Origin of the sequence: Georgenia wutianyii (assembly GCF_006349365.1) — a bacterium.
Classification (GTDB): domain Bacteria; phylum Actinomycetota; class Actinomycetes; order Actinomycetales; family Actinomycetaceae; genus Oceanitalea; species Oceanitalea wutianyii.
In genome coordinates, this window is sequence record NZ_CP040899.1 from 448,434 (window position 1) to 461,826 (window position 13,393).

The following is a 13,393-nucleotide window of genomic DNA, read 5'->3' on the forward strand; positions in this document are numbered from 1 at the left end:
GAGGCTGATGGACCCGCGGAGCACGCAGACGCCGCGGCTGACGCCCGGCGCCCGGCGCATCCTCGAGGTCGCCTCCGACCTCTTCTACCACCGGGGGATCCACGCGGTCGGGGTCGACACCATCGCCGCGGAGTCCGGGGTGACCAAGCGGACCCTCTACGACCGGTTCGGCTCCAAGGACGCTCTCGTCACCGCCTACCTCCAGGCCCGGCACGACCAGTGGTGGGCGCGCCTGGAGGACCGCCTCGAGACGGCCGAGAAGCCCAGGGCGCTCGCCGTCTTCGAGGCCTACACGCGCGACGAGCTGCCGCTGGACCGCGGCTGCGCGTTCCTCAACGCCGCGGGCGAGCTGCCCGCCGGCCACCCCGCCCGCGCCGTCGTCCGGGAGCACAAGAGGGCCGTGCGTCGGCTGCTCACCGACCTCGTCCACGAGGACCACGGCGGCGGCGCGGACGCCGTCGCGGGCCACCTCTTCCTCCTCCTCGAGGGCGCGGTCGCGCAGCGGGGCGTAGTCGGCGACGCCGAGCCGCTGCGCGCGGCGCGCACGCTCGCCGAGCAGCTCCTGGGGGACACGACGCCGCCGGGGGCGTGACCGGTCCGCGGCCTCTTAGGTGCTCAACAGAGCGGCCCTTCACGTGGCCGGGCAGCGTCCGCAGCCTATCGACCTGGCCGCAGATCTGAGCCCCCGCGCGAGACGACTATGCCTCCAGTGACGGCGATGCGCTCAAGGATGCATCCGGCTTACCGTTGCCCAGAATTGCGTCCACTCATCATCTTCTAGCAGTGCGCCAATTGACACTTTAAACGTGAGTCTAACTCTCGCTGTCCCGGATGCTGAAATGGGCGTGACTCGCGCGACATCCGCTGATTCTAGCGCTCGCACGAAACGACTCAGTTCATCGTTGGAGCCTGGCCAGAAGCGAGCATCGCGGTCATCCTCCGCGAATCGACGATCCGCACGCAGAATCAAACTGTTACTGGCACGCTTTCCAAGGCTCGTGAGGAAACTTCTTCCGTAAGCGGAGAGGGACCAGGCGGGTTCGCCTGATACTTCCCGAATCTCGGCCTTAATGTCCGCACCAAGATGCCTCAACTTTAGACAGATGTCAGGCCATCGATCTGTGACTACGTCGGGAGTGATCAGCTCGCCAACATTGCTGTTATCAGAGATAGCGAGGCCGCTCAAGGGTCCGCCGTGGTGACGCAGGCGATGGATCTGAGAGGCTTCGATCCTAACTGACCAAGTACCTGAAGCCGGGAGCGTCAGGTGTTCGATGGTGCACTCCCTAATCGCTACTCTCGCGCTGGTATGACTGTCCATCTCAAGTGTTTCGAGAATGTCGGCATGGGTGATCGTAACGTAATCGCGACGCTCGACCAGCGCAGGGGTCACTCGCACCCAGAGAGCTCCAGCATTTGCGCGAACATGCTTCGCTGTCGAATCAGAAGCTCGGCCGCGGGTCAGATGCTCGGCCGAGCGCAAGAGTAGGTCTCTCACCCTTGGCGCAGTTAGGCGTCGCGTGATGGATGCGGTGGTTGACGCGCGCCAGCTATCATAGGTCATCGAGGTTACGAACTGTTCATCCTCGCCGTCGTCCGCGAACCGAGCTACTCGGGCGGCGAAGAACTCGTCAAAGTAGACCTCATGTTGGAATCTGAAGCGCGGAACGGTCTCGCCAGTATCGACGCCGAGGCCGCACAGGTTCGGAAGACGCCTCGCGAGGTGCGGTCGGGACTCCAGGCCGCCCGGCAGCGCCTCGTGCGCGGCCAGTTGAAGATCTTCGATACCGATTTCTCGTTCGGGTTCTCCGGCCATTAGAACGGCAGCGTCCTCAAAGAGTCGCTCGAGTTCCTCGACGGAAAGTAGTTCCTGGCCCTCCTCAGATCCTCGACGGAGCTTTGTCGATTCCCGCTGCACATAGCGCTTCAGCAACTCTCTGACGAGAGAAAAGCCGGGAGACTGCAGTGTGGACGCGCGAATTCCGGCGAGGGTCCTCGCGAAGAATGGCAACCGAACTAGATCTTGTTCAGCGTGGGGTAATGCTGCAAGCAGGTTTAAATTAAAGTCCGCGGCGCGTAGATATGATTCGAGCGCCGTTTGGCTCCATGGCAGCATCTTTGCTATCCGGTGGTGGAGGGCGGGAAGGTTGGCGTCCTTGGCGCGGAGGACGCTCTCCCTGTACTCATTTAGGAAGTAGTTCGAGCGGGCCGATACGATTAGTGTGCCGCGTCCGTTTAGGGCAGAAAGCCATGGACGTAACGACCCGATGGCGTCCCCATAGGTGCTACTGCCGAGGAGTTCGTCGAAGCCGTCGATCAAAAGGGTGGCAAGCCCGTTTCGGACGAGAGCCTTTACTCCACGGTCTGTCAAGTTCCTGGTGGGTGCGACGGCAGATTGAATTACTGTCGATAAATCGTCGAGCACCCGACCAGTTGATCGGACATAGATGTAGAGCGGGGCGGAGTGGGAGTCTTGCGCGGCTACCGCCTCCGCCCGATCGATGGCGGCGCGGAGCATAGTGTGGGTCTTGCCGCTTCCTGCGTCACCGGTGAAGAATGTGATTCGTGTTAGCCCCTGGTTGTCTGTGGAAGCTTCATCTACGGCGTCAAAGATAGCTCCTGCTGGGAGTTCTTCTGCGTCGCTGCCATCATAGTCCGTGACCTCTACATTGGTCTCAACGATGTGTCTGGTGTGGTACGGCCCGTCGCTATAGGCGGCCTCTTCCGTGAGGATATGATCCTCGATCATGCGAAAGGAGGTAGCTAGACGCGAAGCAACAGTCTTCCAATTGCACATTCGCCGCATGAACTCGGTGTATGGGTGCCAATGGCCCTCGTCGTACCACTGTCGTACCTCGTCGGGGCCGAGCCTGAAAGAGTCGATGCGTTCCTCTGTGCCCTCACTCGTCGCCCTGCGCCAACTCATTCGAAGGGCGGACTTATCGTCCGCGAGAGAGACAGGAGTGTCCTGGTCCTCACTAAATGCAGATAGGTCCTCCTGTAGGTCGTAGAGGAAATCGGCTACGACTCGGGGTGTCTGGTCGCGCTGTCGGGTGTACGCGTCTAGAGTGCTAGCGGTGGATTCCAGGGCGACGTGACGCGCGGGGCCGCTAAGTGGTAGGTAGTGAGGTGGGGCGTCGGGCTGGCGTCGTGCGAAAATGAGTGTAGTGTCGGATTGCTCGTCTTGAATGAAGAATGGATGCAGATCGACTCGCTCGCCGTCGAGCGTCAATGTGACAGTGGCCGCTGATGTGGACAGTACGCTTCCTGCGAGAAGTGTCGTTATTGATTCGTCAAGGACGTTTAGAGCAGATTTGAGTGCGACTGCCACCGGCGTATACTCGTCAGAGGCGAGGCGACCTCCGTGTGACAGGTAATCGCGGAGCGGTTTTACGTTAGTTATTGCTTTAGTGTCGATCGGTGCGTTCCATGCAGTGGTAACGCCGTCCGCAAGTGACCGTATTCGCCGGGCGATAGGGGTGTCGAGCGAGCGGGTCTCGTTTGCGGCTTTCCGGATGATGTCTCGCCAGGTCCCAAGACCGGCAGTCGGACGTAAGAGCTGTAGCGATGTTCCAGTCTCTTGTGATGCAAGACGTAAGGTTAGCAGGGCTGCTAGTCGGACACGGAACTCGAGTTCGGCAACGAGTTCGTGAGGCCCCGCCGATTCCCGAGCGGCTGGAAGTGCCGTGAGGATGGTTGCTTGATGGCTCATGCCGGCTCCTGAGGTTGGGGCAGGCGCTCAGTTTGCACGATGTGCCGGATTGCTGGGGCCAGAACGGGCGGGTATGTCGAATTACGTGCCGATATCGTCGGTGTGGAGGCCGCTACTGCTTGCGAAGAAGACCTGCAGACGCGTCGAGGGAGCGACGCCGTGACGGGGTACGGTGTGTGGCTTCCGCGTCATGAGGGCGTACCTGAATGGTCAACGGCGATCTCTCTCGATGCGGTGCAGTGCCGCCCGCGCCCGCTCAGGCCGCGCGCTCCAGCGCGAGGAGCAGCTCCTTGGCGGGCAACCCACCGAGGTAGCCACCGATCCCGCCGTCGCTGCGCAGCACCCGGTGGCACGGCACGACGATCGGCAGCGGGTTCGTCGCGCACGCCGACCCGACGGCACGCACCGCCCGCGGGTTGCCCACGTGCCCGGCGACCTCCGCGTAGCTTTCGGTCCGCCCGTAGCCGATCGTGCGCAGGTGCTCCAGGACGGTGCGGCGGAAGCCGTGGGACAGCGCGAGGTCGACGTCGACGTCGAACGCGGTGCGGGAGCGGTCGAAGTACTCCTCGAGCTGGCGGGCCACGGCGTCGAGCCGGGCGGGGGCGTGCAGGACGCGCGGGCCGACCCGCTGGGCGAGCTCGGTGAGGACGCGGTCGTGGTCCTCGAACGCGAACGCGACCCGGACGAGCCCGCGGTCGGTCGCGGCGAGCAGCAGCGGCCCGACGGGGGAGTCGACCTGCCGGTAGGCGACGTCGAGGAGCCCGTCGCGTGCGGCGTCCTCGGCGAGGCGGGTGCGCAGCCGCTCGAGGGTGAGGGTGTCGTCGGTGGGGAAGAGGTCGCTCATCGTCGGTCTCCGGCGGGTTGGGCGCCGTACTGGCGGCGCAGGGTCCTCATGCCGTCCGCGGCGGCGCGCCGGGCGGCGTCCGGCGTGCCGCCGACGATCGCGGCGACGTCGGCGAACGGCAGGCCGGCGAGGTAGTGGTAGGCGATGGTCAGGCGCTGCTTGTCGGGCAGCGCGGCGACGGCGTACCAGACCTCGGCGACCTCCTCGCCCGGCTCCCCGGGCGGGCCCGGCGGCTCGGGCAGGTGCTCGGCCGGCCGGGGCCGGCGGGCGCGGGCACGCAGCACGTCCACCGCCTTGCGGTGGGCGATCGTCACGAGCCACGCCTCGAGGTTCGCCCCGGCGGGCAGCGCGGGGTAGGCGCGCAGCGCGGCGAGGAACGTCTCGGACCACGCGTCGTCGGCGTCGTGGGGGCCGACGACGGCGCGGCACACACGCAGGACGGTCGCGCCGTGGTGGGCCACGACCTCCTCGAACGGCGGCTTGGTCATCATCACCCCGTAGACGTCGCGGGCGGCCCGGACGTGAGGTCTAGATCCAGGACGGGAGCCACATGTGTGAGCGCCAGTTCTCGTAGGAGATCGTCTCACCGGTCCACACCGGCCAGAAGTAGACGAACGCGGCCACCGCGAGGAGGCAGACGACGGCGAGCGCCGTCCAGCCCACGCGGCGCGTGCGCGCCGCCTCGTCGGCGTCGCCCACCTCGTCCGCGTCGTCGCCAGCCGCGTCCGCGTCCGCGTCCGCGGCGTCGGCGTCCGGGTCCTCCGCGGCGTCGGCGGGCAGCGCGTCGTCACCGGCCGGCTCCGGGGCCGGCAGCTCACCGGGCCGCCTCGCCCGCCCGTGGAGCGGGGGCAGCAGCCCGCCGAGCCACGCGATCGCGAGGACGAGGGTGAGGGCGACGTAGGGAGCCAGGGCGATGGCGTAGAACGTGAAGATCGTGCGGTGGGCGTAGGCGAACCACGGGAGGTAGACGGCCGCGTAGCCGGCGAGGGCCACCCAGCCGCGCCAGTCGCGGCGCACGACCGCCATCCACAGGACGACGAGAAGCGCCAGCGCCCCCAGCCACCACACGACCGGGTTCCCCAGCGAGGTGATCGCCTGGATGCAGCGGTCGCTGCCGCAGTCGCCCTCGACCGGGCTCTCCCAGTAGAAGGAGGTCGGGCGGACCTGCAGGATCCAGCCGGCCGGGTGGGCCTCGTAGTTGTGCTCGGAGTCCAGCCCGTTGTGGAAGTCCCACGCGCGCAGGTGGTACTCCCACAGGGAGTTGAGCGCGTTCGGGAGCCAGGAGCGGGGGACGGTGCCGTTCTGGGCGAGCTGGTCCGCCGCCCACTGGCGCAGGTAGCCGCCGGGGGTGGCGAACCAGGAGAACCACCCGGCGACGTAGGTGAGCGCCGCGACGGGGACGAGGGAGAGGAACGCCGGCACCCCGCCGCGGAAGACGCCGCCGCCGAACCACAGCCGCGCCCCGATCGCGCGGCGGGCACACAGGTCCCACACGACGACGAGGATCCCGAAGACGGCGAGCGCGTAGATCGCCGACCACTTGACCCCGCCGCCCAGACCGAGCAGCACACCGGCGAGCACGAGCCACCAGCGCATGCCGGTGCGCGGGCCCCACGGGTCGGTGAGCCGCCCGTCCCCGCGCTCGGCGAGGTCCGCGGCGGCGGCGCGCGCGAGCCGCCGGCGGGTCTGCTCGCGGTCGACGAGGACGGCGGCGAGGGCGGCGATGACGAAGAAGCCGAGGAAGACGTCGAGCAGGCCGATGCGCGAGCCGGTGAAGTGCAGGCCGTCGACGGCGAGCAGCAGGCCGGCGGCGCACCCGAGGAGCGTGGACCCGGTGAGCCTGCGGGTGAGGCGGGCCAGGACGAGCACCGTCGCCGCGCCCGCGACGGCCGCGGAGAACCGCCAGCCGGCTCCGTTGTCCGCGCCGAAGAGGCGCAGGCCGAGCGCGATGAGCCACTTGCCCACCTGCGGGTGGACGACGTAGTCCGGGTCGCTGGACAGGTCCGAGAAGTCCCCGACCTTGAACCGGTCGTTGACGCCCTCGCCCTCCCACTCACCCTCGTAGCCGAGGACGAGGAGCGAGTACGCCTGCTTGACGTAGTACGTCTCGTCGAAGATCAGGCGGGTCGGGTGGTTGAGGTCGACGAGGCGCAGGACCGCGGCGATCGCGGTGACGACGAGGGGTCCAAGCCAGCCCCACAGCCGGTCCGTGGGACCGGGGCGCAGGAGCCGCGAGCGCAGGTCCTCCTCGATCTCGGCGGCGCTGCGCGCGTCGACGCGCTCGGGCTCCGTGAGGTCGAGCGACGTGCTGTGGGTCTCGTCTCCCGGCGCTGTCACGCAGGTGAGTGTAGGTCGTGCCCCCTGCCCGGCGCGGCCGAGCCGACCTCCCCGCGAGAGCCGACTTCTGCGCGAGAGCGGAGTTGTGCCGGGTCAGCCCCGGGCGGCGAGCGCGGCCTGGTAGAGCTCGCGCTTGCTCAGGCCGGTCGCGGCGGCCACGGCGGCGGCGGCGTCCTTGAGCCGTTCACCGGCCTCGGCGCGGGCGACGACCTCCGCCACGTGGTCCTCGGTGCGGGCCGCGCGCGGCTCGGCGCCCGCGACGACGAGCGTCACCTCACCGCGCACCCCGTCCCGCGCCCACTCGGCGAGCTCGGAGAGCGGTCCGCGGCGGATCTCCTCGTAGGTCTTGGTGAGCTCGCGGCAGACGGCGGCCCGGCGGTCCTCGCCGAACGCGTGGGCCATGGCCGCGAGGGTGTCGCCCACGCGGTGCGGGGAGTCGAAGAAGACCATCGTGCGCTGCTCGTCGGCGAGGCCGGCGAAGGTCCGCTCCCGGTCACCGGGGCGGCGCGGGGCGAACCCCTCGAAGCAGAACCTGTCGGTGGCCAGGCCGGAGACGGCGAGGGCGGTGAGCACGGCGCTCGGTCCGGGCAGCACGCTCACCGGCACCCCGCCCGCGACGGCGACGCCCACGAGCCGGTACCCGGGGTCGGAGACCGAGGGCATGCCGGCGTCGGAGACGACGAGCACCCGCCGACCCTCGCGGGCGTGGGCGACGAGCACGGGCGCCCGCTCCTGCTCGTTGTGCTCGTGGAAGCTCACCAGCTCCCCCTCCACCCAGACGCCGAGGCGGCGGGCGAGCGCGAGCAGCCGGCGGGTGTCCTCCGCGGCGACGACGTCGGCCTCGGCGAGTGCGCGCAGCAGCCGGGCGGGGGCGTCCCCGGCGTCGCCGATGGGGGTGGCGGCGAGGACGATCTGGCCGCCCTCACCGCGCCAGGGCGACCGCCCGGCAGCGGCGGACTCCTCGCCGTCGGCCGGATCCTGCGCGTGCTCCGCCAGCTCGTCCATCACCCCAGTGTGGCCCAGGGGGACCGACAGCCCGCACGTCAGGGTGCCCCGCGAGGTGGGGCAGCCTGACGTTCCCCGGCGCGGCGCGGGCCGGTCAGCGCACGACGACGACGGGGATCGTCGCGTCGCGGACGGCGGTCGTGGCCGTCGAGCCGATGAGCATGTTGCTCAGCCGAGAGCGTCCCTTGGAGCCGACGACCAGCACGTCGGCGCCCTTGGCGGCGGCGAGCAGCGCGTGGTCGGGGCGGGTGAAGGCGGTGTGCGCGTGGATCTGCAGTCCGGGGTGGGCAGCGGCGGCCGCCTCGGCACGCCGCTGCGTCTCGGCGCGGGTCGCCTCCTGCATCTCGGTGATCGAGGGCGTCGTGCCGAACGGGGCGTCCTCGGGGCGTACGCCCGTGGGGATCGACCACGCCCGCACGACGTGGAGCTCCGCACCCCGGCGCGCCGCCTCCGCGGCCGCGTACTCGATCGCACGCGCCGCACACGGCGAGCCGTCGTCCCCGACCAGGACCCCGCCGTCGACCTCCGCCACGGTCCGGATCCCGGCCATCGGGGTCCAGCTGGCGCTCTGGGAGATGTCGTCGTCGGCCATGCCACCACTGTATTCCTGTGGCGCACGTCTCGGGCCCGGGGCGCCGTGGGACGATGGCGGCGAGCCCGTCGACCCGGAGGAGAACCGCATGAGTGAGAGCCGCGCCCTCGTCGTCGTCGACGTGCAGCCGACGTTCTGTGAGGGCGGTGCCCTGCCCGTCGCCGGCGGCAACGCCGTCGCCCACGCGATCGCCGAGTACACCGCCTCGCACCGTGACCGCTACGCGCTCGTCGTCACCACCCAGGACTGGCACATCGAGCCGGGGCGCCACTTCGCCACCCCGCCCGAGGAGCCGGACTTCGTCGACACGTGGCCGCCGCACGGGGTCGCGGGCACCGCAGAGGCCGAGCTGCACCCGGCGCTCGCGGACCTCGCCCCCGACGCCTCGGTCCGCAAGGGCCAGTACGCCGCCGCGTACTCCGGCTTCGAGGGCACCGACGACGAGGGGCGCACCCTCGCCGAGCTGCTCGAGGGGGTCGACGCCGTCGACGTCGTCGGGCTCGCGGAGTCCCACTGCGTCAAGGAGACCGCGCTCGACGCGGTGCGCGCCGGAATGAGCGTCCGGGTGCTCAGCGACCTCACCGCCCCGGTGACCCCGGAGCAGGGGGAGACCGCCCGTGCGCAGCTGCGCTCGGCGGGCGTGGAGATCGCCACCTCACGCTGACCCGCGGAAGTCGGCTGTCGTGCGGAAGTCGGCTGTCGGGACAAAGTCGGCTGTCGGGACAAACTCGGCTGTCGCGCGGAAGTCGGCTGTCGGCGGGGGAGGGGGAGTGGTGCGGGAGGGGCAACTAGGCTTGTGGCCATGACCAGCATCCTCTCGGCGGTGGCCTGGCCCTACGCCAGCGGCCCGCGGCACATCGGACACGTGGCCGGCTTCGGCGTTCCCTCCGACGTCTTCAGCCGGTTCATGCGCATGGCCGGCCACGACGTCCTCATGGTGTCGGGCACCGACGAGCACGGCACCCCGATCCTCGTCGCCGCCGACGCCGCGGGGGTCAGCGCCCGCGAGCTCGCCGACCGCAACAACCGCCTCATCGTCGAGGACCTCGCCGCCCTCGGGCTGTCCTACGACCTGTTCACCCGCACGACGACGCGCAACCACTACGCCGTCGTCCAGGAGATGTTCCAGGTCGTCCACGAGAACGGCTACATGGTCGAGCGGACCACCAAGGGCGCGATCTCCCCGTCCACCGGGCGCACCCTGCCCGACCGGTACATCGAGGGCACCTGCCCGATCTGCAAGTACCCCGGCGCGCGCGGGGACCAGTGCGACAACTGCGGCAACCAGCTCGACCCGACCGACCTCATCGACCCGCGCTCGCGGATCAACGGCGAGACCCCGGAGTTCATCGAGACCCGGCACTTCTTCCTCGACCTCCCGGCGCTCGCCGAGGCGCTGGGGAAGTGGCTCGACGGGCGCGAGGCCTCGGGCACGTGGCGGCCCAACGTCATCCGCTTCTCCAAGAACATCCTCGCCGACATCAAGCCGCGTGCGATGACGCGCGACATCGACTGGGGCATCCCGGTGCCGCTCGACGGGTGGCGCGACCAGCCGACCAAGCGGCTGTACGTGTGGTTCGACGCCGTCATCGGCTACCTGTCGGCCTCCATCGAGTGGGCCCGGCGCAGCGGCGACCCGGACGCGTGGCGGCGCTGGTGGAACGACCCCGAGGCGCTGTCCTACTACTTCATGGGCAAGGACAACATCGTCTTCCACTCCCAGATCTGGCCGGCCGAGATGCTCGCCTACAACGGCGAGGGCGAGTACGGCGGGAAGCCCGGGGAGTACGGCACGCTCAACCTGCCCACCGAGGTCGTCTCGAGTGAGTTCCTCACCATGGAGGGCAAGAAGTTCTCCTCCTCCCGCGGCGTCGTCATCTACGTCCGTGACGTCCTCGAGCGCTACCAGGCCGACGCGCTGCGCTACTTCATCTGCGTGGCCGGCCCGGAGAACCAGGACAGCGACTTCACCTGGGCCGAGTTCGTCCGCCGCACCAACGGCGAGCTCGTCGCCGGGTGGGGCAACCTCGTCAACCGCACAGCCTCGATGATCCACAAGAACATCGGGGAGATCCCGCCCGCCGGGGAGCTCATCGAGCCCGACCTCGAGCTGCAGGCGACGATCGCCGAGGGCTTCGACACCGTCGGGGCGCTCATCGCCCGCCACCGCCAGCGCGCGGCGATCCAGGAGGCCATGCGGCTCGTGGGCGAGGCGAACAAGTACATCACCGACATGGAGCCCTACAAGCTCAAGGACGAGTCGCAGCACGCGCGCCGCGCGACGATCCTCCACGTCGCCGCCCAGGCGGTGAGCGACCTCAACGTCATGCTCAGCCCGTTCCTGCCGCACAGCGCGAACGTCATCGACGCGATCATCGGCGGCAGCGGGGACGTCGCCCCGCTCCCGCGGATCGAGGAGGTCGAGGACCTCGACGGCGGCCCGGGCTACCCGGTCATCACCGGCGACTACAGCGGCGTGCCGGAGTGGGGACCGCGGCCCGTGCGGGTCGGCGCCCCCATCGCCAAGCCGGTCCCGGTCTTCACCAAGCTCGACGACTCGGTCGTCACCGAGGAGCTCGCGCGCCTCGGCGTCGAGCCCGAGGGCGGCGACACGGAGTGAGCCGCCGCGAGCGCGGCTGGCCGCCGGTCCCGGAGGCACTGCCCGTCGCCGTCGTCGACAACCACACCCACTTCCCGGTGGGCGCCGACGACGACCCGGGCGTGCGCGAGGGCAGCGACCCGCTCACCATGGCCGAGCAGCTCGAGCGCGCGGCCGCGGTGGGCGTGGACCGGATGGTCCAGGTCGGCTGCGACCTCGACACCCTCGCCCCGAGCGTCGCGCTCGCCGAGGAGCACCCCGAGATCGTCGCCGCGCTCGCCATCCACCCCAACGAGGCGCCGCTGCACGCCGGGGTGCTGGAGGTCGCGCCGGACGGGCTCGACCCCGCCCTCGCCCCGCGGCACGAGACGTCGCTGGCCGACGCGGTCGCCCGCGTCGCCGAGCTCGCCCGCCACGAGCGGGTGAGGGCGATCGGGGAGACCGGGCTGGACTACTTCCGGGGCGGGGAACGCGCCCGGGAGGTGCAGCGTGCGGCCTTCCGCGAGCACGTCGCGATCGCCAAGGAGCTGGGCCTGGCGCTGCAGATCCACGACCGCGACGCCCACGAGGACGTCGTCGCCCTCCTCCTCGCCGACGGCGCCCCCGAGCGCACCGTCTTCCACTGCTTCTCCGGGGACGTCGGGCTGGCCCGCGCCTGCGCCGAGCACGGCTGGTACGTCTCGGTGGCCGGACCGGTGACCTTCAAGGCGAACGACGACCTGCGCGCCGCCGTCCGGGAGGTGCCCCGCGAGCTCCTCCTCGTCGAGACCGACGCCCCGTACCTCACCCCGGCGCCCCACCGCGGACGGCCCAACGCGCCCTACCTGCTGCCGCTCACCGTGCGGCGGCTGGCGGAGGAGACGGGCGTCCCGCTGGCCGATCTGTGCCACTCGCTGACCGCGAACACCGAGGCCGTGTACGGCACCTGGTGACCGGCCCGGAGCGCCCTCACCGGTGTTCCCGGGACCTCCGGTGGGAGTGGGGACGACCACAACGACTACCACTCAAGGTCACGAATCGGTTACGGTCGGGGTCAGGTCAGTCATCACCCGCGCGGGCGACCGCGCCGGGTGGCCCTCCCTCCAGACAGGACCCTGTAGTGCACGACGCCCTCCACCGTGGCCGTCACCGTGAGGTGACCGCGGCCCCCAAGCGACTTCGCACCCTCGCCCGGCGCGGCCTCCACACCACGGTCATCGCCGTCATCGCCGGCGGGACCCTCGCGTTCGCCGACGCCGCGACGCCGACGGCGGCCGAGCTCGCCGCCAGCGCCTCCCTCACCCCGGCGGCCGCCGTCGCCGAGGGCGAGGCGATCGACCGCAGCGCTCTGGGTGCCTCGCGCTTCGAGGCCCGTTCTGCCCTCGGCGGCCTCGTCGCCGTCGACCTCGTCGTCGACGGCGAGGTGCGCGAGCTCACCTCCCAGGCGGCCACCGTCGCCGACCTCCTCGCCGAGGCGGGCGTCGTCGTCGACCAGGACGACGTCGTGTCGGCCCCGCTCGCCACGCCCCTCGTCGCCGGCATGACCATCGAGGTCACCACGGTCGAGACCGTGGACGAGCACGTGAGCGAGACCGCCCCGCACACCACCGTCGAGGAGGAGGACGACACCCTCCCCCGAGGCGAGCGCCGCGTCGTCACCGAGGGTGTCGACGGCGTCACCGCCACGACCTACCGCGTCACCGTCACCGGCGGTGAGGAGACCGGCCGCGAGGTCATCGCCCGCGCCGTCGTGAGCGAGCGGGTCGACGAGGTCGTGCACGTCGGCACGGCCGATCCGCAGCCCGTGGCCCCCGCCGCCCCGGAGACCTCCGCAGGCACGCCGGGCCCGGTCGTCAGCGGTGACCCCAAGGCGATCGCGGCCGACATGGTCGCCGCGCGCGGCTGGGGCAGCGACCAGTTCAGCTGTCTCGACACCCTGTGGGAGCGCGAGTCCAACTGGAACCCGCTCGCCGAGAACCCGAGCTCCGGCGCCTACGGCATCCCGCAGTCGCTGCCCGGCTCGAAGATGGCCTCGGTCGGCTCCGACTGGCGCACCAACCCCGCCACCCAGATCACCTGGGGCCTGAACTACATCGCGGGCCGCTACGGGACGCCCTGCGCCGCCCTCGGCCACAGCAACTCCGTCGGCTGGTACTGACCGCCGATAGCATTGCACGGCTCACATCCCTGGACCGACGCGTAACAATACGGTTACAGTCGCCCACGGACGATGTGTCCGCCAGTCGCCTCGCGGTGACGCACCCAGCCGGATCAGACCCCTCCCGGGGACCTTCGGGTCCTCGCTGAGTCGGCTGCCCTCAGGGG

General features: G+C 70.2%; 11 protein-coding genes. 5 read left to right on the forward strand and 6 right to left on the reverse strand.

Annotated features, from left to right (window positions below; genetic code table 11):
* The first annotated feature begins 7 nt into the window (after nucleotides 1-7).
* Complete coding sequence (locus FE251_RS02095) at nucleotides 8-592, forward strand: TetR/AcrR family transcriptional regulator (protein ID WP_139947631.1); 585 nt, start codon at nucleotides 8-10, stop codon at nucleotides 590-592.
* Between the two features lie 132 nt (nucleotides 593-724).
* Here the strand turns inward: FE251_RS02095 and FE251_RS02100 are convergent, their stop codons facing one another.
* The 6 genes from FE251_RS02100 to FE251_RS02125 all read right to left on the reverse strand — a co-directional run bounded on the left by FE251_RS02100 (nucleotide 725) and on the right by FE251_RS02125 (nucleotide 8,490).
* Nucleotides 725-3,712 carry an NACHT domain-containing protein gene (locus FE251_RS02100; RefSeq protein WP_139947633.1) on the reverse strand — a complete coding sequence of 996 codons (2,988 nt, stop codon included), beginning with the start codon at nucleotides 3,710-3,712 and terminating at the stop codon, nucleotides 725-727.
* Between the two features lie 256 nt (nucleotides 3,713-3,968).
* On the reverse strand, nucleotides 3,969-4,556 hold the full coding sequence (locus FE251_RS02105) for a methylated-DNA--[protein]-cysteine S-methyltransferase (RefSeq protein ID WP_139947635.1): 588 nt from the start codon (nucleotides 4,554-4,556) through the stop codon (nucleotides 3,969-3,971).
* Nucleotides 4,553-5,044, reverse strand: coding sequence for an RNA polymerase sigma factor (locus tag FE251_RS02110; RefSeq protein ID WP_139947637.1), 492 nt, complete (start codon nucleotides 5,042-5,044; stop codon nucleotides 4,553-4,555). The genes FE251_RS02105 and FE251_RS02110 overlap by 4 nt, the downstream gene beginning before the upstream one ends.
* 40 nt (nucleotides 5,045-5,084) lie before the next feature.
* Nucleotides 5,085-6,893 (reverse strand): dolichyl-phosphate-mannose--protein mannosyltransferase, encoded by a 1,809-nt coding sequence (locus FE251_RS02115; protein ID WP_139947639.1) that lies wholly within the window; start codon nucleotides 6,891-6,893, stop codon nucleotides 5,085-5,087.
* 93 nt (nucleotides 6,894-6,986) lie between these two features.
* Nucleotides 6,987-7,898: a 16S rRNA (cytidine(1402)-2'-O)-methyltransferase gene (gene rsmI / locus FE251_RS02120; protein ID WP_139947641.1), complete on the reverse strand. Its 912-nt coding sequence runs from the start codon at nucleotides 7,896-7,898 to the stop codon at nucleotides 6,987-6,989.
* A gap of 94 nt (nucleotides 7,899-7,992) precedes the next feature.
* The gene (locus FE251_RS02125; RefSeq protein ID WP_168202623.1) at nucleotides 7,993-8,490 is read right to left on the reverse strand and encodes a universal stress protein; all 498 of its coding nucleotides are present in this window, start codon (nucleotides 8,488-8,490) and stop codon (nucleotides 7,993-7,995) included.
* An 88-nt stretch (nucleotides 8,491-8,578) separates the two neighbouring features.
* Here FE251_RS02125 and FE251_RS02130 point away from each other — a divergent pair, with 88 nt between their 5' ends.
* The 4 genes from FE251_RS02130 (at nucleotide 8,579) to FE251_RS02145 (ending at nucleotide 13,226) form a co-directional block, all read left to right on the forward strand.
* Entirely contained in the window at nucleotides 8,579-9,154 is a 576-nt protein-coding gene (locus FE251_RS02130) for an isochorismatase family protein (RefSeq protein WP_139947643.1), read from the forward strand.
* Nucleotides 9,155-9,292: 138 nt separating this feature from the next.
* Nucleotides 9,293-11,110: a methionine--tRNA ligase gene (metG, locus tag FE251_RS02135; RefSeq protein WP_139071292.1), complete on the forward strand. Its 1,818-nt coding sequence runs from the start codon at nucleotides 9,293-9,295 to the stop codon at nucleotides 11,108-11,110.
* Nucleotides 11,107-12,021: a TatD family hydrolase gene (locus FE251_RS02140; RefSeq protein ID WP_139947645.1), complete on the forward strand. Its 915-nt coding sequence runs from the start codon at nucleotides 11,107-11,109 to the stop codon at nucleotides 12,019-12,021. Before metG ends, FE251_RS02140 begins: the two co-directional genes overlap by 4 nt.
* 167 nt (nucleotides 12,022-12,188) lie before the next feature.
* On the forward strand, nucleotides 12,189-13,226 hold the full coding sequence (locus tag FE251_RS02145; protein WP_168202624.1) for an aggregation-promoting factor C-terminal-like domain-containing protein: 1,038 nt from the start codon (nucleotides 12,189-12,191) through the stop codon (nucleotides 13,224-13,226).
* Nucleotides 13,227-13,393: the final 167 nt, after the last annotated feature.

Bases quoted from the DNA above. Each gene is read 5' to 3' on its own strand.
- FE251_RS02095 (WP_139947631.1), top strand. From the start codon at position 8: ATGGACCCGCGGAGCACGCAGACGCCGCGGCTGACGCCCGGCGCCCGG.
- FE251_RS02125 (WP_168202623.1), bottom strand. From the start codon at position 8,490: ATGGCCGACGACGACATCTCCCAGAGCGCCAGCTGGACCCCGATGGCC.
- FE251_RS02105 (WP_139947635.1), bottom strand. From the start codon at position 4,556: ATGAGCGACCTCTTCCCCACCGACGACACCCTCACCCTCGAGCGGCTG.
- rsmI (WP_139947641.1), bottom strand. From the start codon at position 7,898: ATGGACGAGCTGGCGGAGCACGCGCAGGATCCGGCCGACGGCGAGGAG.
- FE251_RS02130 (WP_139947643.1), top strand. From the start codon at position 8,579: ATGAGTGAGAGCCGCGCCCTCGTCGTCGTCGACGTGCAGCCGACGTTC.
- FE251_RS02100 (WP_139947633.1), bottom strand. From the start codon at position 3,712: ATGAGCCATCAAGCAACCATCCTCACGGCACTTCCAGCCGCTCGGGAA.
- FE251_RS02110 (WP_139947637.1), bottom strand. From the start codon at position 5,044: ATGACCAAGCCGCCGTTCGAGGAGGTCGTGGCCCACCACGGCGCGACC.
- metG (WP_139071292.1), top strand. From the start codon at position 9,293: ATGACCAGCATCCTCTCGGCGGTGGCCTGGCCCTACGCCAGCGGCCCG.